Source organism: Pseudomonas citronellolis, assembly GCF_900112375.1.
In the GTDB taxonomy this organism is placed as follows: domain Bacteria; phylum Pseudomonadota; class Gammaproteobacteria; order Pseudomonadales; family Pseudomonadaceae; genus Pseudomonas; species Pseudomonas citronellolis.
In genome coordinates, this window is sequence record NZ_FOLS01000013.1 from 15,902 (window position 1) to 38,596 (window position 22,695).

The 22,695-nt window shown below is 66.9% G+C and carries 23 protein-coding genes; 12 read left to right on the forward strand and 11 right to left on the reverse strand.

Translation table 11 applies throughout. From position 1 onward, the window contains the following. The first annotated feature begins 9 nt into the window (after positions 1–9). From cydP to BM060_RS32965, 6 genes are all read left to right on the forward strand, one after another. Positions 10–219 carry a cytochrome oxidase putative small subunit CydP gene (cydP, locus tag BM060_RS13880; protein ID WP_043272039.1) on the forward strand — a complete coding sequence of 70 codons (210 nt, stop codon included), beginning with the start codon at positions 10–12 and terminating at the stop codon, positions 217–219. Continuing rightward, positions 219–1,793, forward strand: coding sequence for a cytochrome ubiquinol oxidase subunit I (locus tag BM060_RS13885; protein ID WP_074980615.1), 1,575 nt, complete (start codon positions 219–221; stop codon positions 1,791–1,793). Before cydP ends, BM060_RS13885 begins: the two co-directional genes overlap by 1 nt. Positions 1,794–1,803: 10 nt before the next feature. Beyond that, a complete protein-coding gene (gene cydB / locus BM060_RS13890) occupies positions 1,804–2,940 on the forward strand; it encodes a cytochrome d ubiquinol oxidase subunit II (RefSeq protein WP_074980616.1) in 1,137 nt (378 codons plus the stop codon). Between the two features lie 12 nt (positions 2,941–2,952). Further along, positions 2,953–3,069, forward strand: coding sequence for a cytochrome bd-I oxidase subunit CydX (cydX, locus tag BM060_RS13895; RefSeq protein ID WP_009623142.1), 117 nt, complete (start codon positions 2,953–2,955; stop codon positions 3,067–3,069). Next, positions 3,050–3,349 carry a cyd operon YbgE family protein gene (locus tag BM060_RS13900; protein ID WP_043318342.1) on the forward strand — a complete coding sequence of 100 codons (300 nt, stop codon included), beginning with the start codon at positions 3,050–3,052 and terminating at the stop codon, positions 3,347–3,349. Before cydX ends, BM060_RS13900 begins: the two co-directional genes overlap by 20 nt. A gap of 160 nt (positions 3,350–3,509) precedes the next feature. Then, entirely contained in the window at positions 3,510–3,683 is a 174-nt protein-coding gene (locus BM060_RS32965) for a hypothetical protein (RefSeq protein ID WP_159458817.1), read from the forward strand. Positions 3,684–4,449: 766 nt separating this feature from the next. Here the strand turns inward: BM060_RS32965 and BM060_RS13905 are convergent. Continuing rightward, entirely contained in the window at positions 4,450–5,727 is a 1,278-nt protein-coding gene (locus BM060_RS13905) for a putative porin (protein ID WP_074980617.1), read from the reverse strand. A 397-nt stretch (positions 5,728–6,124) separates the two neighbouring features. After that, on the reverse strand, positions 6,125–7,756 hold the full coding sequence (locus BM060_RS13910) for a sigma-54-dependent Fis family transcriptional regulator (protein ID WP_058071776.1): 1,632 nt from the start codon (positions 7,754–7,756) through the stop codon (positions 6,125–6,127). A 295-nt stretch (positions 7,757–8,051) separates the two neighbouring features. Between BM060_RS13910 and mhpA the strand changes: the two genes are divergently transcribed. From mhpA to BM060_RS13940, 6 genes are all read left to right on the forward strand, one after another. Further along, positions 8,052–9,680: a bifunctional 3-(3-hydroxy-phenyl)propionate/3-hydroxycinnamic acid hydroxylase MhpA gene (gene mhpA, locus BM060_RS13915; protein ID WP_074980708.1), complete on the forward strand. Its 1,629-nt coding sequence runs from the start codon at positions 8,052–8,054 to the stop codon at positions 9,678–9,680. 25 nt (positions 9,681–9,705) lie between these two features. Further along, a complete protein-coding gene (locus BM060_RS13920; RefSeq protein ID WP_074980618.1) occupies positions 9,706–10,761 on the forward strand; it encodes a maleylacetate reductase in 1,056 nt (351 codons plus the stop codon). A 44-nt stretch (positions 10,762–10,805) separates the two neighbouring features. Next, entirely contained in the window at positions 10,806–11,645 is an 840-nt protein-coding gene (locus tag BM060_RS13925; RefSeq protein WP_074980619.1) for an intradiol ring-cleavage dioxygenase, read from the forward strand. A gap of 92 nt (positions 11,646–11,737) precedes the next feature. Beyond that, positions 11,738–12,982, forward strand: coding sequence for an MFS transporter (locus tag BM060_RS13930; RefSeq protein ID WP_074980709.1), 1,245 nt, complete (start codon positions 11,738–11,740; stop codon positions 12,980–12,982). 113 nt (positions 12,983–13,095) lie between these two features. Beyond that, positions 13,096–13,290 carry a 2-hydroxymuconate tautomerase gene (thmT, locus tag BM060_RS13935; protein WP_009623158.1) on the forward strand — a complete coding sequence of 65 codons (195 nt, stop codon included), beginning with the start codon at positions 13,096–13,098 and terminating at the stop codon, positions 13,288–13,290. A gap of 69 nt (positions 13,291–13,359) precedes the next feature. Further along, positions 13,360–14,184 (forward strand): SphA family protein, encoded by an 825-nt coding sequence (locus tag BM060_RS13940; protein WP_074980620.1) that lies wholly within the window; start codon positions 13,360–13,362, stop codon positions 14,182–14,184. 118 nt (positions 14,185–14,302) lie between these two features. Here BM060_RS13940 and BM060_RS13945 read toward each other — a convergent pair whose 3' ends face one another. From BM060_RS13945 to BM060_RS13980, 9 genes are all read right to left on the reverse strand, one after another. Then, positions 14,303–15,691, reverse strand: a complete 1,389-nt coding sequence (locus tag BM060_RS13945; RefSeq protein ID WP_074980621.1) for a 4Fe-4S binding protein — start codon at positions 15,689–15,691, stop codon at positions 14,303–14,305. After that, positions 15,688–16,539, reverse strand: a complete 852-nt coding sequence (locus BM060_RS13950; RefSeq protein WP_069864331.1) for an FTR1 family iron permease — start codon at positions 16,537–16,539, stop codon at positions 15,688–15,690. Before BM060_RS13950 ends, BM060_RS13945 begins: the two co-directional genes overlap by 4 nt. A gap of 13 nt (positions 16,540–16,552) precedes the next feature. Then, a complete protein-coding gene (locus BM060_RS13955; protein ID WP_074980622.1) occupies positions 16,553–16,879 on the reverse strand; it encodes a cupredoxin domain-containing protein in 327 nt (108 codons plus the stop codon). Between the two features lie 60 nt (positions 16,880–16,939). Then, complete coding sequence (locus BM060_RS13960) at positions 16,940–17,470, reverse strand: iron transporter (RefSeq protein ID WP_074980623.1); 531 nt, start codon at positions 17,468–17,470, stop codon at positions 16,940–16,942. A 236-nt stretch (positions 17,471–17,706) separates the two neighbouring features. Further along, complete coding sequence (locus BM060_RS32465) at positions 17,707–17,874, reverse strand: OprD family porin (RefSeq protein WP_143096590.1); 168 nt, start codon at positions 17,872–17,874, stop codon at positions 17,707–17,709. Positions 17,875–18,018: 144 nt separating this feature from the next. Beyond that, positions 18,019–19,335 (reverse strand): alginate export family protein, encoded by a 1,317-nt coding sequence (locus BM060_RS13965; RefSeq protein WP_074980624.1) that lies wholly within the window; start codon positions 19,333–19,335, stop codon positions 18,019–18,021. Between the two features lie 50 nt (positions 19,336–19,385). Further along, a complete protein-coding gene (locus BM060_RS13970) occupies positions 19,386–19,775 on the reverse strand; it encodes a DUF4440 domain-containing protein (RefSeq protein WP_074980625.1) in 390 nt (129 codons plus the stop codon). A gap of 74 nt (positions 19,776–19,849) precedes the next feature. After that, complete coding sequence (locus BM060_RS13975; RefSeq protein ID WP_074980626.1) at positions 19,850–21,151, reverse strand: NAD(P)/FAD-dependent oxidoreductase; 1,302 nt, start codon at positions 21,149–21,151, stop codon at positions 19,850–19,852. Between the two features lie 33 nt (positions 21,152–21,184). Further along, on the reverse strand, positions 21,185–22,603 hold the full coding sequence (locus BM060_RS13980) for an APC family permease (RefSeq protein ID WP_083426775.1): 1,419 nt from the start codon (positions 22,601–22,603) through the stop codon (positions 21,185–21,187). Positions 22,604–22,695 lie beyond the last annotated feature (92 nt).

A 22,695-nucleotide genomic window follows, 5' to 3' on the forward strand; every position in this document is an offset into this window, starting at 1 on the left:
GGTGCACAAGTGAGTGCGTCAATCCGCTACCCGAAGCTGGTGAAGGAACTGGCGGCCATCCTGCTGATCAAGCTGGTGCTGCTCCTGGCCATCAAGGCCATCTGGTTCGACCACCCCACCCTTCCCGCCGAGGGCGAACGGCAGGTCAGCGCGCACCTGCTGGGCACCCCCGACCCCGTATCCACCCCCACCTCATCCCCCGCCAAGGAGTCCCCGTGATGATTTCCGAAGCCGTAGTCGACCTGTCACGCCTGCAGTTCGCCATGACGGCGATGTACCACTTCCTGTTCGTGCCGCTGACCCTGGGCATGGCCTTCCTGCTGGCGATCATGGAGTCGGTCTACGTGATGACCGGCAAGCAGGTGTACAAGGACATGACGCAGTTCTGGGGCAAGCTGTTCGGCATCAACTTCGCCCTCGGCGTCACCACCGGGCTGACCATGGAGTTCCAGTTCGGCACCAACTGGGCCTACTACTCCCACTACGTCGGCGACATCTTCGGCGCGCCCCTGGCCATCGAGGGGCTGATGGCGTTCTTCCTCGAATCCACCTTCATCGGCCTGTTCTTCTTCGGCTGGGATCGCCTGTCCAAGGTCCAGCACCTGAGCGTCACCTGGCTGGTGGCGCTGGGCTCGAACCTCTCGGCGCTGTGGATCCTGATCGCCAACGGCTGGATGCAGAACCCGGTGGGCGCGGAATTCAACTTCCAGACCATGCGCATGGAGCTGACCGACTTCGGCGCGCTGCTGTTCAACCCGGTGGCCCAGGTCAAGTTCGTGCACACCGTGGCCGCCGGCTACGTCACCGGGGCGATCTTCGTCCTGGCCATCTCCAGTTATTACCTGCTCAAGGGCCGTGACCAGGGCTTCGCCCGCCGCTCCTTCGCCATCGCCTCGGCCTTCGGCCTGGCCTCGATCCTCTCGGTGATCATCCTCGGCGACGAGTCCGGCTACGAGATCGGCGACGTGCAGAAGACCAAGCTGGCCGCCATCGAGGCCGAGTGGAGCACCGAGCAGGCGCCGGCCGGCTTCACCCTGTTCGGCATCCCCGACCAGGAGCAGATGCGCACCCATTACGCGATCAAGATTCCCTACGCGCTGGGCATCATCGCCACCCGCTCGCTGGACAAGGAGGTCACCGGCATCAAGGACCTGCTGGTGCAGCACGAGGCGCGCATCCGCAACGGCATGCAGGCCTACGCGCTGCTGGAGCGGCTGCGCGGCGGCGACACGTCCGCGGCCACCCTCGCCGCCTTCGATGATGTGAAGCAGAACCTGGGCTACGGCCTGCTGCTGAAGAAGTACACCGACAAGGTGGTGGACGCCAGCGAAGAGCAGATCCGCCTGGCCACCCTGGACACCATCCCCGACGTGCTCACGCTGTTCTTCAGCTTCCGCATCATGGTCGCCTGCGGCTTCCTCATGCTCGCCCTGTTCGCCTGCGCCTTCTGGGCCTCGGCGCGCAAGAACGAGGAGCGCAAGCCCTGGCTGCTGAAGTGGGCGCTGCTGAGCCTGCCGCTGCCGTGGATCGCCGCGCAGACCGGCTGGTACGTCGCCGAGCACGGCCGCCAGCCCTGGTCCATCGGCGAGGTGCTGCCGGTGCACCTGTCCGCCTCCAGCCTGGGCACCCACGACCTGTGGGGCTCGCTGATCGCGCTGGTGGCCTTCTACAGCCTGCTGCTGGTGGTGGAGATGTACCTGATGATCAAGTTCGCCCGCCTCGGCCCGTCGAGCCTGCACACCGGCCGCTACCACTTCGAGCAGGGCGCCGCGCAGCGCCCGGCCACTGCCTGAGGAACCCGCCATGGACTACGAAACCCTGAAGATCACCTGGTGGGTGCTGATCGGCGTGCTGCTGATCGGCTTCGCCCTCACCGACGGCTTCGACATGGGCGCCATGGCGCTGCTGCCCTTCGTCGCCCGGGACGACCACGAGCGCCGCGTGGCGATCAACACCATCGCCCCGCACTGGGACGGCAACCAGGTGTGGTTCATCACCGCCGGCGGCGCGCTCTTCGCCGCCTGGCCGATGGTCTACGCCACCGCCTTCTCCGGGCTCTACTGGGCCATGCTGCTGGTGCTGTTCGCGCTGTTCTGCCGGCCGGTGGGCTTCGACTACCGCAGCAAGCTGGAGAACCCGCGCTGGCGCGCGGCCTGGGACTGGGCGCTGTTCGTCGGCGGCTGCGTCCCGGCGCTGGTGTTCGGCGTGGCCTTCGGCAACCTGTTCCTGGGCCTGCCGTTCAACCTCGACGAAATGATGCGGCCGACCTACAGCGGCTCGTTCTTCGCCCTGCTCAACCCCTTCGCCCTGCTCGCCGGGGTGGTCAGCCTGAGCATGCTCTGCCTGCACGGCGGCGCCTGGCTGATGCTGCGCACCGACGGCGAACTGGCCGAACGCTCGCGCCGCGCCGCGCAACTGTGCGCGCTGGTGTACCTGGCGGCCTTCATCGGCGCCGGGCTGTGGCTCAGCCTGGGCATGCACGGCTTCAGCCTGGCCTCGGCGGTGGACGGCAACGCCGTGCTCAACCCGCTGCACAAGCAGGTGACGCTGGACAACGCCGGCTGGCTGGCCAACTACCACAAGCAGCCGCTGACGCTGCTGGCCCCGGCGCTGGGCATCCTCGGCGGGCTGCTCGCCCTGGCCAGCGCCAGCGGCAACAGGGGCGGCCTGGCCTTCCTCGGCAGCGCCCTGGCCATCGTCGGCACCCTCTGCACCGCCGGCTTCGCGCTGTTCCCCTTCGTTTTCCCCTCCAGCGAGAACCCGGCGGCCAGCCTGACGCTGTGGGACGCGGTGTCCAGCCACAAGACCCTCGGCATCATGTTCGCCGTGGCCTGCATCTTCGTGCCGCTGATCCTCTGCTACACGCTCTGGGGCTACGTGCGCATGTGGGGCCGGCTGAACCGCGGGCACATCGACGCCAACCCCCACGGACTCTACTGAGGAGCGACAAGCATGTGGTACTTCACCTGGATTCTCGGTGTGCTGCTGGCCTGCAGCTTCGGCATCATCAACGCCCTCTGGCTGGAAACCACCCAGGACCTGGACAGCGATGACCGCCGCCAGTCCTGAACGCGCCCTGCGCCGCCGCTGGAGCCGCGCGCTGTCGCTGCTGCTGGCGGCGCCGCTGGCGCTGGTGCTGCTGATCCACCCGGCGCTGATGCTCGACGCCAACGGCGGCTACAGCCACGGCCTGCTGATGCTGGTGATGCTCGGCGTGAGCGGCGGCTTCGTCCACGGCGTGGGCTTCGACCCGCGCGGCCGGCTCTGGGCGCTGCTGTTCGGGCCGCCCGTGGCCTGGCCGCTGATGCTGCTGGGCTATGGCCTGCTGCTCTACGCGCGGACGAGTTGAGGCCGCGCGTCCCCACCCATCGGAAGAGCCACGCCCATGCATCGCCACCCCGGCGGCGGACAGCGACACCTGCACGACGGCAAGCCCTCCACGCCAGCGAGCCATCCGACGGCAGCGCAAACCACCTATTCCGCTTCAACTCACCCTGGCAGGTTCAAACATGAAAAACCTTTCCATCGTCATTCCGTTGCTCGCCCTGCTCTTCTCCACGGGCTGCGCCCAGCTGGAGAAAGCCCGGGCGAAGCGCGACGCCGATCCCGCCGCCTACGACGCCATGGACCTGAACAGGCACTACTTCTCCCAGGATCCCCGCGACTGGGTACAAGGGAGCTGATCCCGCCACGGCCTGGCGGGAATGGCCCCGCTGGCCTAGATCAGCCAGGGAGCAGGAAGCGCCGGACCTGAACGATAGGATGGTGTGCTCATTGCGCATGGAAACAGTCCGGAAGCCTTGACCCAGGTCATTCGTTTCCGGCCTCCGGCGAAAACATAGTGGAACCGAGCGCCCGAGGGGGCCAGACATGGACGCCGGCGAGTTATCCCACCCTCGGGCGCTCCCCCATCGGACCGGAGGAGGACCTTATCCGCGATTTTCGGCTGCGGGCCGGAACATCGGTGGCAGGTCCAAGAGCCCCTCTCCCTAACCCCCAAAGCCACAGGCACGCACCATTCGCAAACGCGATTCGCGGATAAGATCCGCTCCTGCGGGCTGCCCCGGCACCGTGCCCATGTAGGAGCGCGCCCTGCGCGCGAAATCGCGGGCAGGGCCCTACGGTTCCAGGAAGCACGGCTTTTCGTAGGATGGCGTTGAGCGAAGCGATACCCATCACCGCCACCGCATGGGTTTCGCAAGCTCAACCCATCCTACGAAGAGCACCTCGGCGCAAGACAGTTGCTCCTACGCAAAGCTCTCCGATCCCCCATGAAAAAGCCGCCACGACGCATGGGGTCGTCGTGGCGGCCAAGGGGAATGAATCGGACGGCCGAAGCCGGCATTCACGAACTCAAGGCGGTTTGAATGAAGTCAATGGACAACCCTCGATATATGGAGTACGCGGTATCAACTGATACTTCGAAAAATCTTTAAATCCGCAACTAACCTAGAACTTCGCCTCCAGATCCAATTGCAACGTATCGATATCCGCATCTTTACGCGAACCACTGGCGGCATCCGACCTGGCCATGAAATAAGTGGCACCCAGGGCGAAGTTCTTGTCGATGTCGTAGGCAACTTTGAACTTGTGACCACGAGATGCGGTGTAACCATTGGCGAAGTCCGAATCGGTAAATGCCCCGACCACCGCATTACGCTGCACGTCGCGATAGTTGTAGTCGAAGCTGAAGTCACCCACCTTGGTCTTCGCGCCGGTCAGCCAGGCCGTATCTTCACTGCTATCGGTCGCCTGGTTGACCACGTATTGCCCATAAAGCGAAAGCGGAACCGGCAGGTTGCCGAAGTCCAGCTGGCCGAAGCCTTCGTAGAGGCGGAAGTCCCTGGTGGTGTTGCCGTTGGCGGAAAGCTGGCACGGCGTCGTGGTGGCCGAGCCGCAGGCACTGTCGGTGTCGTTGTCGTAGGCGTAGAGGCTCGCCCCGAGGGTCGCCTTGATGCCGTCGATGGGCGCGAAGCGGGCGCCGAACTGGCCGCTGTACAGGCGCAGGTCATGCTGGAAGGCGTAGCCTTCGCCGTCGACGTTGTCCTTCAGGTTGAAGTAGCCGGCGCTGCCGAACAGCTCGGCGCTGCCGCCCAGTGGGTATTTGTAGGTGGCGGCGAAGCCTTCGGGGTTGATGTCGCCGTCCCAGATGACATCGCCTTCGCTGACCCACGGCTGGTTCATCTTGCCGCCGATCAGGTGCAGGTTCTTCAGCGCCGCGGGGTGAAAGTCGATGTAGGCCTGGTCCAGCCACAGCTGCTTCTTGTCGAAGTAGTTGTCCATGCTCTGGTTGGTCGAGCGGGCGTCGTCGCCGCTGCCGGTGGCGATGCGGATGCCGGTGTCCACCTGCGGGTTGATCTGGCTGTAGAAGCCGACCCGCGCGCGGATGCGCTGGCGGTTCTGGTCGCCCTTGCTGCCGCTGTTCTGCGCATGCACGGTTTCCTGGCGCACGCGGACGTCGCCCTTCACCTGGGTCCTGGCGGCCCAGGCGATGCTCTGCTCGAAGGCGCTCATCTGCTCCTTCTTCGCCTTGGCCTGCTCCGCGGCAGCCTGGTTCTCCTTGTCCAGCTCGGCCGTGAGTTCGGTGTACTGGGCGGCGCTGATCGAGCCATTGGCCTTGAGCATTTCCAGCAACCTGGCATCGACCCCCGCATGCGCCGGAACACTCAGGACGAGCAATGCCCCGGTACAAATCCCCATCCCGCCCAGTGCAGAAATACTACGCATCAAGAATCTCCTGAAATCCGATAAAGGCGGCAACTGCCACCCAATTAATTCGGTTCCCACAAAGTTCTCCGCCACCGGCGAAGACCTTGTCCCCAAACCGGGGCCGATTCTTGTTTTTTGAATATTGCAGAATGGTTTCAAGCGAAGGCGGAACATGAACCAGCAGAACATCAAGAGCCTCTGCAGACCTTATGGATTGCGGATTCATATACTATTTGGCGAGGGTGTTTTTACGCGCAGCGGCTATATTGCCGGGCGGGAAATACCTAGCATTCTAAAAGTGAAGAACCCTGCTGTTTTCGGTCGAATGAAAGTTCGATCGACTCTCTGAATAGAGCAACCAGAATTCAGCGATCCCGGGCCCCCTTCGGCCTCGTTGCCGAAGGGGGCCGGGCGATCAATCCGCCATACCGGCGTCGCCAGGCTGGCGCGTCTTCAGGCGGTGCTCCAACTGCCGGCGGGTGATGCCCAGCAGCCGCGCGGCGCCGGCGACATTGCCGCCGGCCCGGCCCAGGGCACGCTTCACCGAAGCCTCGATCAGCTCCTCCAGCGGGTGCTCGTCCAGCCACTGCTCGATGATCCGCTGCCGCTGCTGCGGGGCCTCGAAGGCCGGCCGGGCTTCCGCCTCCCGCGCCGGGGACAGGAACAGGTCGCTCAGGCCGATGGGCTCGTTGTCGTCGGCCAGGACCACGCCTCGCTCGATGATGTTCTCCAGCTCGCGCACGTTGCCGGGATAGTGGTATTCCAGCAGCGCCCGCACGGCCGCGCGCGAGAGGCCCTTGATGGTGCGCTGGTGCTGGGTGGAGAAGCGCTTGATGAAGTAGCGGATCAGCAAGGGGATGTCGTTGCGCCGCTCGCGCAGCGCGGGGATGTGGATGGGGACGACGTTGATGCGGTAGTACAGGTCCTCGCGGAAACGGCCCTGCTGGACGTCCTTCTCCAGGTCCGCGTTGGTGGCGGCGATGACGCGGATGTCGACGGGGCGCGGCGCATCGCCGCCCAGCCGGTCGACCTCGCGTTGCTGCAGCACGCGCAGCAGCTTCTCCTGGGCCACCGAGGTCAGGGTGCCGATCTCGTCGAGGAACAGGGTGCCGCCGTCGGCCTGCTCGAAGCGCCCCGGCCGGCTGCGGTGGGCGCCGGTGAAGGCGCCCTTCTCCACGCCGAACAGCTCCGACTCGATGAGTGTTTCCGGCAGGGCCGCGCAGTTGACGGCGACGAAGGGCTTGTCCGCGCGGTGACTGAGCTGGTGCAGCAGGCGGGCGAAGCGTTCCTTGCCCACGCCGGTCTCGCCCTGGAACAGCACGGTGACGTCGCGCGTGGCGATCTTCTCGATGCGCCGGCAGGTGGCGAGGAAGCTCGGGTCCGCGCCGATCAGGTCGGAAACCGCCAGGGCCTCGTCCAGCACGGGGTCGTTCAGCGAGGCGTTGATGTAGTCGGTGGAGCCGAACAGCTCCAGCTGATCGCCGTCGGGGCCCCACTCCTCCAGCGGCTTGCCGATGATCCGGCAGTGCGCGTGGCCCATGCCGCGGCACTCCACCTCGCGGAACAGCACCGTGCGGCCGAAGAAGGCGCTGTTGAAGCCGGAGGCGTGGCCGACCTGCATCCAGCAGACCGGCTCGGCGGAAGGCGGCAGGTGCGCCAGGTGGGCGCTGGCCTCGAAGGAGTCGTGCCAGATCTGCTCGACGTAGTGGTGGCCGGACTCCACGTCCACCTCCATGCGCAAGGTCTCCACTTGCGTCACCCCTTCCAGCGCATGCAGCAACGGCCCCGCCATGAAGGCGTGGTCGCTCTCGTCGCCACGCAACTGGCGCGCCAGCCCGGCGTCGCTGGAGCCCGTCGCATAGCCCATGCGGGCCAGCAGGCGGCGCGAATGGGCCACGCCGATCTCGGCGATCAACTCACGGCGGAAGGCGGCGAAGGCGGACAGCTGCATGAGGAATGCGCGTTGCTGGCCGATCCAGATCTGGCCCTTTTCGGGCTGCATGCGGAACTGACGGAGCAGGTCCTGGGGGAAGCTGCGGGCACCCATGGCATCTCAACATTTTTGTTATTAGTGAATTCGAAATTAACAAACACGTTAATTCCGCGGCAATCCAGCGCTGGCGCCAAAGGCGCCGAAAAGTCCTGTAAGCCTATGTTTATCCTGAAGAAAACAAAATCAACGAAGCATTGGCATGCCGCTTGCCATTGCCCTCTCAAGCGCAACGCGCTGGGGACGGACAGGACGCCGCGCCCTGCCCACCACGGAGGGCTACCCGATAACAAGATGGCGATGCCGGGCGTGGCGGCCCGGTATCCGGAGAGCGAGAACAATGACAATGAGCATGCCTGGTTTACCCGCCGACAACGCCGGCGAAGCGCGCTACGACGCGGACGTGGCCATCGTCGGGGCCGGCCCCGTCGGCACCCTGCTGGCCATTCTGCTGGGCCGCAAGGGCCACCGCGTCACCCTGGTGGAGCGCTGGCCGCAACCCTACGACCGCCCCCGCGCCGTGACCTTCGACCATGAGATCGCCAGGATACTCGCGGGCCTGGGTATCGACTCCGACAACGACCCGGCGATCAACTACCACGACGAGCTCTACTACTGGCGCAACGCCGCCGGCGAAGACCTGCAGATCGTCGACTGGAAAAGCACCTCGGCCTCCGGCTGGCGGGTGCGCTACTGGTTCAACCAGCCCGGCCTGGAAAGGCGCCTGCTGGGCATCGCCGAGGGCATCGCGAACATCCGCCTGATCCGTGGCTGGGAAGCCAACGAACTGCAGCAGGATGACCAGGGCATCTGCCTCGGCGGCATTGGCGATGCGCCGGACGCGCCCAGCCGCATCCGCGCCCGCTACGTCGTGGGCGCCGATGGCGCCAACAGCTTCGTGCGCAAGGCGCTGGGCCTGAGCCTCACCGACTGCGGCTTCTTCTACGACTGGCTGATCCTCGACATGATCCCGCACCAGGAACAGGTGCTGGACCCGGTGCACTGGCAACTGTGCGACCCCAGGCGCCCCACCACCATAGTGCCGGGCGGCCCCGGCCGCCTGCGCTGGGAGTTCATGGCGCTGCCCGGCGAGTCGGCGGAGGCACTGGCCAGCCCGGAAAACGCCTGGAGCCTGATGCAGCCCTGGGGCCTGACGGCGGCCAACGCGACGCTGGAACGCAGCGCCGTGTACCGCTTCCAGGCCTGCTGGGCGGAGTCCTGGCGCAATGGCCGCGGCCTGATCGCCGGCGATGCCGCGCACCTGATGCCGCCCTTCGCCGGCGAGGGCATGTGCGCCGGCCTGCGCGACGCCGTCGCCCTGGCCTGGCGCCTGGACGCCATCCTCGACGGCACCCTGGGCGAAGCGGTGCTGGACAGCTACACCAGCGAACGCCGCGAACATGCCAAGCACTACATCGAGTTCTCCATGGAGCTGGGGCGCATCATCTGCATCACCGACCCGCAGGAAGCCGCCGAGCGCGACCGGCGTATGAAAGCGGAACTGGAGGCCTCCGGCCGCACGCCGGTGCCCACCGACAAGGCGGCGCTGGGCCCGGGCATCTGGTGCAAGGACGCCGCCCACGCCGGCGAACTCTCGGTGCAGGGCATCGTCCGCGCGGGCGAGCGGCGCGGGCGCTTCGACGACCTCGCCGGCCGCGGCTGGCGGGTCATCGGTTTCGAGCAATCGCCCCGCCAGGCCCTGCCCTCCCACCAGTTGCAGGCGCTGGAGCACCTGGGCGCGCGCTTCGTCACCCTGGGCCGCCCGGGCAGCCATTGCGACCTGGAAGACGCCGAAGGCACCTATGCCGCCTGGCTGGAAGAACTGGGCGCCCGCTACCTGGTGATTCGCCCGGACTTCTACGTCGCCGCCAGCGCCGGTTCGGCCGAGGCGCTGCAGCGCCAGCTCGACGACTTGCTGGGGCAGCTTCACCTGACGCACCTCCAGGCCCCTTCCCACGAAGCGAGCGCCGCCTTCGCCTGACCGACACGACCGGGAGTCCATCCTGATGCACGAATTTCTCTATACCCAAAACCCCGCCCGCGTGGTCTTCGGCGCCGGCAGTTCCCTGCGCGCGGCCGCGGAGCTGGAGGCCCTGGGTTGCCGGCGCGCGCTGCTGCTCTCGACGCCCGCGCAACAGGCGGACGCCGAGCGGCTGCTCGACAGCCTTGGCGGGCTGGGCGTCGGCGTCTTCGCCCAGGCCACCATGCACACCCCCGTAGAGGTGACCGAGGCGGCGCTGGCGCGCTATGCCGAGCTGGGCGCGGACAGCGTCGTGGCCCTGGGCGGCGGCTCCACCATCGGCCTGGGCAAGGCCATCGCCTACCGCAACGACGCCCCCCAGGTGGTGATCCCGACGACCTACGCCGGCTCCGAGGTGACGCCCATCCTCGGGCAGACGGAAAACGGTGTGAAGACCACGGTGAGCGCGCCGTCGATCCTCCCCGAAGTGGTGATCTACGACCCGCAGCTGACCCTCGGGCTGCCGGTGCCCATGAGCATCACCAGCGCCCTCAACGCCATGGCCCACGCCGTGGAGGGGCTGTATGCGCGCAACCGCAACCCCATCACCTCGCTGATGGCGGTGGAAGGCATCCGGGCGCTGAAGCAGGCCCTGCCCGGCGTGGTCCGGCAGCCGGAGGACATCGCTGCGCGCAGCTCGGCCCTGTATGGCGCCTGGCTGTGCGGCACGGTGCTGGGCAGCGTCGGCATGGCCCTGCACCACAAGCTCTGCCACACCCTGGGCGGCAGCTTCAACCTGCCCCACGCCGAAACCCACGCGGTCATGCTGCCCCACACCGCCGCCTACAACCAGCAGGCCGCGGCCGAGGCCCTGCAGCCGGCGGCCGAACTGTTCGGCGGCGACCTCGGCGGCGGCCTCCACGACTTCGCCGGGCAGTTGGGCGCGCCCCTGGCGCTGAAGGACCTGGGCCTGCGCGAAAGCGACCTGGACCGCGCCGCGGACCTGGCCGTGACCAACCCGTACTGGAACCCCCGACCGGTCGAGCGCGAGGCCATCCGCGCGCTCCTGCAACGGGCCTGGGCTGGCCTGCGGCCGGAATGAGCGCGCCGCCCCGGCGGCCACACGAAAGCATCAAGGTGAACCAGATGATCGAATACTTTACCGAGGCAGCGTCGGCGAAGACCGTCAACGCACGCATGGGGGATGCCATCGACCCGCGCCTGCGTACCGTCATGGCTTCGCTGGTCGAGCACTTGCACAGCTTCGTCCGCGAGGTAGAGCTGACCGAGGCCGAATGGGAACTGGCGATCGACTTCCTGACCAGGACGGGGCAGCTCTGCTCCGACCGCCGCCAGGAATTCATCCTGCTCAGCGACACCCTGGGCGTCTCCATGCTGGTGGACGCCATCAACCACCGGCGCCCGCCCGGCGCGACCGAGAGCACGGTGTTCGGCCCCTTTCACGTGGAGAACGCGCCCCTGCGCGCCATGGGCGACACCATATCCCTGGACGAGAAAGGTGAAAGCTGCCTGTACGAAGGCCGCGTCCTCGACCTGCAGGGCCAGCCCATCGCCGGCGCCGTGCTGGACGTGTGGTCGGACAACGCCGAGGGCTACTACGACGTGCAGCAACCCGGGCTGCAACCGGAGTGGAACAACCGTGGCCGCTTCGTCACCGGCGCCGACGGGCGCTACCGCTTCCGCGGCATCAAGCCGGTGCCCTACCCGATCCCCGACGACGGCCCGGTCGGCCAGTTGCTGGCGCGCCTGGGGCGGCACCCGTGGCGCCCCGCCCACATGCATTTCATGGTCGGGGCCGAGGGCTACCAGCGCCTGGTGACGCACACCTTCGTGTCCGGCGACGCGTACCTGGCCTCCGACACGGTGTTCGGCGTTAAGCAATCCCTCATCCAGATATTCGAGGCGAACCCGGGCGGCGCCACCCGCTGGACGGCCAGGTTCGACTTCGTACTGGCCCCCGACTGACCGACGACGCAGTACCAACCCAAAGTGCCGGCCAGGCGTGCACCCCGTGGTACCGGCACGTTCCTATTACAAGAACAACAGTGGACGACAACATGAAAGATACCCTGGGCAATCGCCCCGATACCTCGTACGAGTGGAAAGCCGTCCTGCTGCTGGCGCTCGGCTTCGGCCTGGTCAGCATCGACCGCTTCATGATCATGCCGCTCTTCCCGATCATGATGAAGGACCTGGGCCTGGACTATCAGGACCTCGGCCTGATAACCGGCATCCTGGCCGTGACCTGGGGCTGCTCGTCCCTGTTCATGGGCAAGCTGTCCGACCGCCTCGGCCACCGCGCGGTGATCATCCCCGCGGTCATCCTCTTCTCCCTGCTGGCCGGCTGCAGCGGCCTGGCCACCGGCCTGGTCAGCCTGATGCTGATCCGCGCGGTCATAGGCGCGGCCGAGGGCGCCTACACGCCGGCCAGCATCGTCGCCACGCTGGAGGCCTCGAGGCCCAGCCGCCACGGCCTGAACCTGGGCATCCAGCAGGCCGCGATGCCGCTCTTCGGCCTGGCGCTCGCCCCGCTGCTGGCCACCCAGCTGCTGCACCTGTTCGACTGGCACTGGGTGTTCGCCATGGTGATGCTCCCCGGGTTGATCGTCGGCTACCTGCTGTACAAGGTGCTGCGCAACACCGACGCGGCCACGGCCGCGGAACACACCAGCACCCACGACGCCGGCCGCCATCACTGGCGCGATGCCTTCAAGAGCCGCAACGTGCCGCTGAACATCCTCGGCATGATGTGCTGGCTGACCGTCCTCGTGGTGCTGGGGGCGTTCCTGCCCAACTACCTGCTCGACTACCTGGGGCTCAGCCTGGCGCAGATGGGCTACGTGCTTTCCGCCATCGGCTTCGGCGGCGCCGTCGGCACCATCGTCCTGCCCAGCCTGTCCGACCGCATCGGCCGCAAGCCGGTGATGGTGCTGTCGGTGCTCTGCGGGGTGGCCTCGCTGTACCTGCTGATCAACACCGGCGCGGATACCTCCCGCCTGTTCCTCACCCTGTTCTTCACGGTCTTCTTCGACTTCGGGCTGATCTGCCTGACCGTGGGGCCGGCCACCACCGAATCGGTGCCGGCGACGCTCATGTCCACCGCCTCCGGCTTCGTCGTCGGCATCGGCGAAATCTTCGGCGGCGGCATCGCCCCCGGCCTGGCGGGCTACGTCGCCAACCACCACGGCATCCAGCACACGCCCCTGCTGGCGCTCGGCGCCATGGCCTGCGGGCTGCTGGTGACGCTCTGCCTCAAGGAGACAGCGCCGCTGCGCATCGGCGCCAGCCTCGAGGCGACCTGACCTCCACCTGACGCCCGAAACCACACCGGGGCCCCGCCTGCATACCGGCAGGGCCCACGGCTTCGCTCATCCGCCAGAAAGGGCGGAACCCACCCCAGAGAGGAAAAAGCCCCATGCCCATCATCAGCATCCACCTCGTCGAAGGCCGCACGGACGAGCAGAAGGAGCAACTGATCCACGAAGTCACCGAAGCCTGCCACCGCGCCCTGGCGGTCCCGCGGGACGCGGTGCGGATCATCCTCAGCGACATGGCCAGGCAGCACTACGGCGTCGGCGGCCAATCCAGGCTGAAGTCGGAAAGCCAGTGAAAGCGGCAGTCCCCCGCGAAGCAACCCGGCGTTGACCACACCCACCCTGCCGACCTACCGGAAGACACCATGAGCATTACCAAGAACAAGAACCTCGCTCCCGCAATCCTGGCCCTGCTGCTGCCCCTCTCCGCCCTGGCTGGGGGCCATTACAGCCCTGGCGTCGAAGGCATCGACGGCGCCGTCGTGCCGCCTCCCGGCGTGTACTACCGCGGCTACGCCGTGCACTACCAGGCCGACCGGCACGACGCCGTCCCCGACAGCGACGTGCGCGTCGACGCCCTGGCCAACCGCCTGGTCTGGGTCACCGGGCAGAAGGTCCTGGACGGCGACCTGACCTTCGAGACCATAGTCCCGGTGACCCACACCGACCTGCACCTGGCGTCGGGAGCCGTCGACGACTCGGCCTGGGGCGTGGGCGACATCTACGCCGGCAGCGTCATCGGCTGGCATGGCCAGCGCTGGGACGCCGTGGCGGGCGCCGGGTTCTGGTCGCCCACCGGTCAGGACGACCGGCCGGCCGACCCCGGGCTGGGCTATTCCGAACTGATGCTCACCCTGGGCGGCAACCTCTACCTGACCGAGCGCAAGGACCTCAGCCTGAGCGTCCTCAGCCGCTACGAAGCCGCGGACGACCCTGACGTGGAAGACACGTTCCTGGTCGAATGGGGCCTCGCCAAGCGCCTGGACAACGGCCTGAAACTCGGCCTCGTCGGCTACGACCAGTGGCAATTGGGCGACGGCGACGCGCAAAGGCACGCGGCCGGCCTGGAGGGCGGCTACTTCTGGCCGGCCGCGGGCGTCGGCCTGAACCTGGCGGCCTACCAGGAATACGCGGTCAACGACGACTTCAAGGGCTACCTGTTGCGGGCCGTGCTGACCAAGGCGTTCTGAACCGGGCCTCCGGGGCGGCGGGCGTTGCCGCTCCGGAGGTTTCCATCGCCATCGCCGAAGCGTGCATGTCCCCGGCAGAGGGGAAGCCCCAGCTACATCAGGATTCAGCCTCGCCGCCTCAGCTCCAACCCCAGAACATCAACCACCAGCCGCCCAGCACCGGCACGCAGGCCAGCGCCAGGCAAGCCAGCGCGGCTGGCTGGCGCAGGGGCGCGACGCCGCGGCGGCGGAGGATCCGCCAGCCCAGCCACAGCGTCCAGGCACAGGCGCCCGCCAGCAGCAGGGCCCGCGCCGGTTGCACCCAGCCGAGGGCCAGCCCCTCGTAGCGCAGCAGTTTCACCGTGGTGGCCGAAAGCCCCAGGAACAGCCCGCAGCCGCCCAGGGGAATCAGCGCCTGGGCCAGGTGCCCATGCAGCCCCTGCCCTTTCCCCGTCAGCTTGCCGGCCAGGCGCAGCAGCGCCGTCAGCCAGGTGCCCATGAGCAGCGCCCAGGCCAGCACGTAGAAGACCAGCACACCGCCGTCGAGCCAGGTGAAGAGGTCGTTGTTCTGCGGGTAATGCGTTAGCACCCACCAGGGCGCGTTGGCCTCCAGCGGCCAGAGGATGCCCCGCGCCACCAGCCACTCCGCGCTCGTCTGCTTGAGCGCGATGAACCAGGGGCTGAGCGTCCAGTTGAAGGCGCCCATGGCCAGGCCGATCACCCCGAACAGCAGCAGGCGCGCCGGCCAGGGGCTTTCCGTGCGCTGGCCGTGGACGACGATTTCCTCGTTCGGCCAGCGCGGGCTCAGGGCCACGGCGCCGCGCTGGCCGCTGCAGCGGCCGCAGGAATGGCAGTCGGCGCAGCCGCTCATGCGGCGGATGTCGATCAGCGGGGCGCAGTTGGGCGTCGGCAGGTGCGGCCCGGCATTGGCCAGCCAGCGCGCCTCGTCGACGCGGAAGTGCACCGGCGCCAGCCGCGCGAGCAGGTTGAACACGCCGCTGACCGGGCACAGGTAGCGGCACCAGACGCGCTTGCCGCGCCCATAGAGGAAGCCCACCAGCATCGCCGCCAGGGTCGAGCCGCCGAGGATCAGCAGCGCCGGCAGCGCGTAGTCGTAGACGCTGACCAGTTGCCCGTACAGGGTGGTCAGGCAGAAGGCCAGGAACGGCCAGCCGCCCCAGCGCATCCAGCGCGGCACGCCGCGCCCGCGGCCATGCCGACTCGCCCATTCGCTGAGCGCGCCCTCGGGGCAGAACAGCCCGCACCAGAGCCGCCCGAACAGCAGCATCGACAGCAGCACGAAGGGCCACCAGATGCCCCAGAACACGAACTGCGCGAACACCGCCAGGTTGTCCAGCATGCGCGCCTGGGCCGGCGGCAGGTCCAGGCAGGCCGGGACGATCAGCAGCACCGCGTAGAACAGCACCACGGCCCATTGCAGGGCGCGGATCAGCCCGGCATGCCGGCGCATGCCGTCCCCCAGCCGGGCCAACGACCGGGTCAGCAAGAGGGAAGGCGCGCCCTTCATGCCAGCCGGGCCTCGACGCGGCGCTCGCCGCGTCGGCACAGGTAGCTCGCCAGCGCCCAGTAGGCCGGCAACAGCAGCACCGCCAGCAGCGAGGGCGCGGCGCGGTAACCGGCGAAGCCGGCCAGGGCGGCACCCAGGCCGTGGCCGTCGCTGAGCCAGGCGGAGGTGTCCCAGAGCGGATCGCCGAACAGCCCGTAGCACCACTCGGGCAGGTCCAGCGCCATGACCTGCCCCGCCACGCGATCCAGCGCCGCCATCAGCAGGGCGCCGCCGAGCAGCAGCAGGAGGACTTCGCTGACGCGGAAGAAGCGCCGCCAGGTGAGTATCCGCGAGGACCACTGCAGCGCGGCGTAGGTGGCCAGCGCCAGCAGGAAGCCGAGCACGCCGCCCAGGGCGAACCAGCTCCAGTCCGCCCCCTGCTGCGCGCCGATGCCGTAGAGGAACACCACCGTCTCGCTGCCTTCGCGGGCCACCGCCAGCATCGCCAGCAGCAGCACGCCCCAGCCGCCGTCCTCGGCGATGCTGCGCTCGGCGTCCTGCTCCAGCTGGCGCTTCATGCCGCGTCCATGGCGGTGCATCCACACCACCATCTGCAGGATCAGCAGGCTGGCGCAGAGCACCATGGCGGCCTGGAACCATTCGCCGGACGGCCCCGCCAGCCACTCCCCGGCGAGCATGAACAGCGCGGCCAGCGAGCAGGCCAGCACGACGCCCAGCCCTACCCCGCTCCAGAGCATGCGCAGGCCGCGCGCGGGCTCCGGGCGATGGCAGAGCCAGGCATGCAGGATGCCGACGACCAGCAGCGCCTCGACGCTCTCGCGCCAGACGATGAACAAGGATTGCAACATGCTTGGCTCCCGGTCAGTGCGCCACGATCTCGCCTTGCGGCAGGTCCATGTGGAACTCGTCGAAGAAGGGATAGCGGCCGGGACGCAGGGGGTGGATCACCACGAACGAGGTGACGCCCGGCGAGAGCACCTTCTCCACCCGCAGCGGCGTGCTCTCGAACTCGGCCGGCCCGCTGCCGGCGTTGCGCACCACGACCTTGAAGCGCTGCCCGGCGGGCACTTCCAGTGTCTGGGGGGTGAAGTGGCCATCCGTGATGGTCAGCTCATAGGTGGGGAGCGGCGCTGCCTGCGCGGCAACGGCGAACGACAGTGCCAGCAGGCAGAAGAACGAGCGCAACATGACGGCCTCGCGACTCTCAGGGAAGGTAACGCCGCACCCGCAGCGGGTGCGGCCCGCGCATCAATAGCCGCCTTTCTTGCCGATGCCGGCGTAGGTGAAGTCGTATTCCACCTTGCAGGTCTCGAACCAGGGCGCCACGCCGGTTTCCTTGTCGACGTGGCGGCCGAACATGGAGGCCCCCGACGGCGGCAGGATGGTGTAGGTCAGGTGGTACTTGCCCGGGCCGAGCAGCTTGAGGTTGTCGCCGTAGTGCGGGCCGTCGCTGGCCACCATGCCGTGGAAGTCGCCCTTGAGGACCTGGTCGCTGCCGTCCTTGCGCAGCTCGTAGGCCACCCGCAGGTAGGGAATCCAGCTGCCCTCCTGGAAGCCGTTGGGGTTGTCGGCGGTGGCGGCGATGTCGGCCTCCAGGTGCACGTCGGACTGCGCGGCGGCGCGCATCATCCCGGGCGGGTCCATCTCGATCGGCTGCAGGTACACCGCGCCGATCTCCATCCCGCCGCAGGCCTGCGGCGCGCCGATGGGGTACTCCTTGGCCGCCGCGAACGGGGCGGCGAGCGCCAGTATCACGGGAACGGCGCGGTTGATTCGCATGGTCTTCTCCTTGGCTCGATAGATGAGGAATCGCGAGCCCGCATTTAGGAACCAAACGACGCCATTGAGAATGATTTGTATCAAGAATTCCTGAGGTAAATCCGCAAAGCCTGCGCGGCGAGGACAGGAAGACCAGGGCTGTCCACTTCCACGCTCACGGCGTTGATCGCCGATATGGCCTGCCCGGCGCAGAAGAGGGAGCGCCAGGCGGCGCTCCCCTTTCGGCCGGCCCTGCCCTACCAGAGCGGCAAGGTGTAGCTGACGATCAGCCGCGTTTCGTCCAGGTCACGGCGATGGCCCTTGTCGCCATTGATCGTCACGCTCAGGTCAACCAGCGGGGCGATGGCGGTTCTCCGCGAATTCAGGGATGAAGCCGAGAGCGAGGCGTAAGGTAGGCCAGCCACGGGCTGGCATCGGCCAGGGCGGCGACAGCCTGCGACCCGCCCGCCAGGACCGCGAGGTCGGTGTCGCGGAGCAAGGAAGCAAGGTCACTGGGCCGCCGACACGCCTTTCGACCTGACGGCAGCCAATCCGCGGCCGAGGTCACTCTAGTAGGACCAGACTGCCAATAACTGGGCATACAGGTTGGTTCTGTCATCGCCCAGTTGCGTGCCGCCTCCTGACACACTTCGCTGGGGCTTGTAAAAGCCCAGCAGAGGCAACAGCGTCCAATGCGGATCGATATTCCATTCGGCGTAGATATCGATCTCCCGTCCATCCCGATTCCCCAGCGATCGATCGAGGGTATCGAAAGAGTAGACGAGCGCCCCAAGGTTCAGGCCGTCCATGACGGAGGCCTTCAAACCCACATGGTGAACGGCCGTGTTGGTATTGAAAGGACCTGCATAGTTCGAGGCAACCTCGCCCTGGAACCAGGTGCCCAACGCCCGCCCGTTGCCGTAGAAAAGCGGGTCGTAGCCTTCCGAGAAACGGCTGTAGCGATAATTGATGCTGGGTTTTCCCGGCAACTCGGTGAATGTCCAGCCCGCCTCCAGGTACCAGGCGCTTTCGTTCCCGTCACGCTTGTCTTCCCAGGCACGTTCCGCGGCGAGGAACAGGTTGGGAACCCCCATGTTGCCCTGCCCTCGCAGGCTGGCCACCTTCATCCCCCTTCGTTCCGGGTAAAGGAGCTCGCCAAGCTCGCGGTCGGTATCCAGGACCTTGATGAGAGTCAGCCCCAGCGTCCCTTCGTCGACGACATGCTCGAGCGTGGCAACCCCGAGTTCGGGTTTGGCCTGGGCCGGGTTGTCCGACTCCAGCCACATCAGGTCGCCCCGCAGCCCACGCTCACCGCCCCAGCGAAGAATGGCCGTCTTGTCGAACGCCCTGCGGCCCGTGAGGTAGTAGGCGCCCCCTCGGCTCACCCTGCCATCCAGCAGGCCGCGCCCAAGGTTCAAGGCGTCGCCGGCGATGAGGAAGCCGTCCCCCACGACCACCGTTTGCCTTCCCGCGGAGACGTCGAGGGCGTTCTCGCCAAGCTGGGACAGGGCGTCCATGGAGCGCCAGCCCAGGTAGGCATTCTCGATCTTGGTGGTCCGCTCATCCCCCATGGTCCAGCCTGCCGCATCGCCGTCCCCGAAGGTGGCGCTGCTGACCCAGTCGAGCGCTCCGTATAGCTCGCCCGTCGCAGGTCTGCGTTGCCTGAAGTCGATTCCGTATTGCAACGTCGCCTCTTGCCAACGGCTGCTTCCTGCGTCCCTGGTACCGGCCTGGGCATAGCTCTCACGGCTGTGAAAAGCGCCAACGGCGCCTTGCAGTTTCACATCGAGTTCTGTCTCGGCATCCTGATAGAGCACTGCGGCATCCGCCCAGCCCGACAACGACAACAGCAGCGGAAGGGATGCCTTGAGTTTTTGTTTTCGCATCGGAGGTCTCTTCGAGCAAGGAAGCGGCCTCGCTACGAGGCCGTAGGAAGTCAGGCGGGAATTTCACCTTCGGCGTACATATCCGCCGCTATGCGCCAACCGCTGTCAGTGAGCACCCAAACGAAGAGGCTCTTCATCGAGAAGGCCTCGCCATCCCGGGGCAGGACGCTCCAGGTCACCCAGGTGTAGGCTGCGGCGCCGCCAAGCGAATGGATGCGGTCGATTCGGATGGCCGCGCCACGGGAGTCGTCGACGAGGCTCCTGACGAGTCCGACCAGCACGTCGGAGCCCTGGAGCAGAGGCTCGCTGCCCGGGCCGGCGATCTCGGTGGTCTGGGTATAGAGTTCATTGACGATGCCCTCGGCATCTCGACGCATCCACAACGACTGCAGTACGTCCAGGCGCTCTCGCAGGGCTGATTTCAGGGCAGCAGAAGCCATCTTCGAATCCTCTTGGTCGAATTGATTGGAGAGAAATGAGGCCTCGTCGAGGCCGGTTGGATCGGGCCGGCGTGTCAGCGCCGGCCGTTGCCGTATCCCGCGAGCTGGTGGCAGACCTTGCCCAGCGTGCAGATCAGGTTGCGCAGGCTGTCCTTGGCGTAGATGCGCGTGCGCGGGATGGAACTCATGACGTCCCAGTGGCGGGAACCCTCAGTCATGCCCTCGGCGACGACCCGGCTCACCACGTGGCTGGGCGTCACCCCGAAACCGGAGTACCCCTGCACGAAGAAGGCATTGGGGCGGCCGGGCAAGGTCCCGATCTGCGGGAACAGGTTCGCCGTGCATTCCATCGGGCCGCCCCAGGCCAGGTCGATCTTCACATGTCCGAGGTAGGGGAAAACCTTCAGCATCAGGTTGCGGTTCCAGGCCTTCAGGTCGTTGGGGATGTATTCCAGCGCGCGGGTGGCCGAACCGAAGAGCAGTCGGTTCTCGTTGGTCACGCGGTAGTACTCGATGACCGGCCGGATGTCGCTGAATGCGCCACGGATAGGGCTGATCTGCTCGATGAGCGAGTCCGGCAGCGGCTCGGTCACCAGTTGGAAGGCGTAGGTGCTGATCATGGTCCGGTGCAGTTCGGGCTCCAGGCGGTCGAGGAATGCACCGCAGGACCAGAGGATCTTCTTCGCCCGTACCGAGCCTTTCGCCGTGCGCACGTGGATCGTTTCGCCGTAGGTCACCTCCAGCACCGGCGTGTTCTCGAAGATGCGCCCGCCCAGGCCCACCAATGCCTTTGCCGAGCCCAGCAGCATGTTCAGCGAATGGATGTGGCCATTGCCCATGTGCTTGAGGGCGCAGCTGTAGATGTCGGAGCCGACGATGTCCTTGACCGCGCTGCCTTCCAGGTAGGCGATCTCCTGGTCGGGGTTGAGCTGGCGGAACTCCTTTTCCCAGGCCTGCAGCAGCTTTCCCTGGCGCGCATTGAAACCGAGGTATCCATAGCCATGGCGAAAGTCGGCATCGATTCCATACTTCTCGATCCGCGACTTGATGATGGACGAACCCAGGTCGCTGATCTCGAAGATCGCCTGCAGCCCCGATTCGCCGACGCTGCGGCGAATCTTCTCCAGGTCATGGCCTATGCCGGCCATCACGTGTCCGCCGTTGCGCCCCGAACCGCCGAAGCCCAGGTAGCGCGCCTCCAGCAGGACGATGTCCGTCACCCCTCGCTCGATCAGCTCCAGGGCGGTGTTGACGCCGGAAAAACCACCGCCGATGACCACCACCTCGGCCTCCAGGTCCTGTTCCAGGTCGGCAAACCTGAGGTCGTACTTGCGGGTAGCGGTGTAGTAGGTAGTGGGTGTTTCGACAGACAGCATGGGATCACCTTGTTCTTGTGGTTTCGGTTCGGGTCAACGGGGCAGCGCCGTTCGGGAAGGCAGCCGGTCCTGCCATCTGCGCAGGGCGAAGAGCACCAGCGACAACAGCAGGATGCCGATGCCGGTGACCACCTCGCGCAGGCCGCCGTAGCCCGCCAGTTCCGCCGAAGCAGCGCCGACCACCACGACCAGGCCGGTGAAGATGCTCAGGAGCCAGGCCACGGGCATCCAACCGCGGCCTAGGCGCACGGGCCGTGGCACGGTGGAGGCGTCCTTGCGCAGGAGGATGAACCCGGACAGGGCGAAGAAGATGGCCACGAGGTAGCCGATATTCGCGGTGACCAGCATCGCCAGGGGCGAAGACAGCAGGAAGATCATGCCCAGGTTGAGCACGACCGCGACGGTCATGCAGCGCCCCGGCACCTGGTGCTTGTTGAGGACGCCCAGCTGGCGGATGGTGAGCCCTTCGAGCGCCATGCCGTACAGTGCGCGGGAACCGTCCGCCAGGGCCGCGTTGAGGCCCATGAAGAGCCCCACCAGCAAAGTGGCCACGAAGAAGCCGCTGAAGCCGCTGCCAAGCACCGCATTGAACGCCTGGATGTAGAAACCGCTCGGGTTGGCCATGGCCTCTTCGCGGCCAACCATCCCTCCCAGCCCGAAAGCCACGGCGGCGAAGACAGCCACCGTATAGCCGCCGGAGGTCAGCAGCGCCAGGCGCATGTCCCGCTGGCTACGGTATTCCGGACCGAAGGCCGCGCACATCTCGGTGCCATAGGCGCTCCAGCTGACCAGGAACAGCCAGACCAGAGCGGTGCGCAAGGTCCCCCAGCTCCACACGACAGGTTGCGCCAGCTCCTCCCGGAAGCGCTCGAGGCTCCATCCGTCGCCGAACAACGGGGACACGGCGAGAACCAGAATCGGCACCAGCAGCAGCGCGCCCATGTACTTGGAGACGACGGCGGCCATATGCACGCCAAGGCGGTTGAATTGCCAGAAGAGCAGCAGCAGGCCGGCGCCGACGCACTGTGCGAAACCTATGTTCAGCGGCCCCAGCGCCAGCGTCCAGTCCTGCCCGGCGAACCACTGGGCCTGGATCAGGGCGCCGGCGCTGACGCTGACGATGGACAGAACGGCCGACCAGCCGAGCCAGTAGCCGAAAGACGCCAGGGGCCCGACCAGGACGCAGCGGCGGCGCCAGCCTTCGGTGGCGATCATGGCGATGCCGCCCGGCTTGTCCGGGAACATCGCGCAGACCTCGAGGAAGATCCAGTTCTGGCACGCCCCGATGGCCGCGGAGCCGACCCACAGCAGTAGCGCGCCGACGGGCCCGAGGACGCCCAGGGCGAACCCGAAGGAGGCGAATATGGAGCCGGACACCGCCATCGACAGCGCGAAGGCATCCGTCCAGCGGAGGGTTTTCTGCAAGTGCTGATTATTGTTGTTGTCGTTCACGGAAGGGCTCCGCGCAGGTTGTAAAGGAGCCTCTATTTAACGCGCCCGCGCAGAGCGGCGACATTGCTCAGAGCGCACACCGCATGGCCTGG

Bases quoted from the DNA above. Each gene is read 5' to 3' on its own strand.
- BM060_RS13885 (WP_074980615.1), top strand. From the start codon at position 219: ATGATTTCCGAAGCCGTAGTCGACCTGTCACGCCTGCAGTTCGCCATG.
- cydB (WP_074980616.1), top strand. From the start codon at position 1,804: ATGGACTACGAAACCCTGAAGATCACCTGGTGGGTGCTGATCGGCGTG.
- cydX (WP_009623142.1), top strand. From the start codon at position 2,953: ATGTGGTACTTCACCTGGATTCTCGGTGTGCTGCTGGCCTGCAGCTTC.
- BM060_RS13900 (WP_043318342.1), top strand. From the start codon at position 3,050: ATGACCGCCGCCAGTCCTGAACGCGCCCTGCGCCGCCGCTGGAGCCGC.
- BM060_RS32965 (WP_159458817.1), top strand. From the start codon at position 3,510: ATGAAAAACCTTTCCATCGTCATTCCGTTGCTCGCCCTGCTCTTCTCC.
- BM060_RS13905 (WP_074980617.1), bottom strand. From the start codon at position 5,727: ATGCGTAGTATTTCTGCACTGGGCGGGATGGGGATTTGTACCGGGGCA.
- BM060_RS13910 (WP_058071776.1), bottom strand. From the start codon at position 7,756: ATGGGTGCCCGCAGCTTCCCCCAGGACCTGCTCCGTCAGTTCCGCATG.
- mhpA (WP_074980708.1), top strand. From the start codon at position 8,052: ATGCCTGGTTTACCCGCCGACAACGCCGGCGAAGCGCGCTACGACGCG.
- BM060_RS13920 (WP_074980618.1), top strand. From the start codon at position 9,706: ATGCACGAATTTCTCTATACCCAAAACCCCGCCCGCGTGGTCTTCGGC.
- BM060_RS13925 (WP_074980619.1), top strand. From the start codon at position 10,806: ATGATCGAATACTTTACCGAGGCAGCGTCGGCGAAGACCGTCAACGCA.
- BM060_RS13930 (WP_074980709.1), top strand. From the start codon at position 11,738: ATGAAAGATACCCTGGGCAATCGCCCCGATACCTCGTACGAGTGGAAA.
- thmT (WP_009623158.1), top strand. From the start codon at position 13,096: ATGCCCATCATCAGCATCCACCTCGTCGAAGGCCGCACGGACGAGCAG.
- BM060_RS13940 (WP_074980620.1), top strand. From the start codon at position 13,360: ATGAGCATTACCAAGAACAAGAACCTCGCTCCCGCAATCCTGGCCCTG.
- BM060_RS13945 (WP_074980621.1), bottom strand. From the start codon at position 15,691: ATGAAGGGCGCGCCTTCCCTCTTGCTGACCCGGTCGTTGGCCCGGCTG.
- BM060_RS13950 (WP_069864331.1), bottom strand. From the start codon at position 16,539: ATGTTGCAATCCTTGTTCATCGTCTGGCGCGAGAGCGTCGAGGCGCTG.
- BM060_RS13955 (WP_074980622.1), bottom strand. From the start codon at position 16,879: ATGTTGCGCTCGTTCTTCTGCCTGCTGGCACTGTCGTTCGCCGTTGCC.
- BM060_RS13960 (WP_074980623.1), bottom strand. From the start codon at position 17,470: ATGCGAATCAACCGCGCCGTTCCCGTGATACTGGCGCTCGCCGCCCCG.
- BM060_RS13965 (WP_074980624.1), bottom strand. From the start codon at position 19,335: ATGCGAAAACAAAAACTCAAGGCATCCCTTCCGCTGCTGTTGTCGTTG.
- BM060_RS13970 (WP_074980625.1), bottom strand. From the start codon at position 19,775: ATGGCTTCTGCTGCCCTGAAATCAGCCCTGCGAGAGCGCCTGGACGTA.
- BM060_RS13975 (WP_074980626.1), bottom strand. From the start codon at position 21,151: ATGCTGTCTGTCGAAACACCCACTACCTACTACACCGCTACCCGCAAG.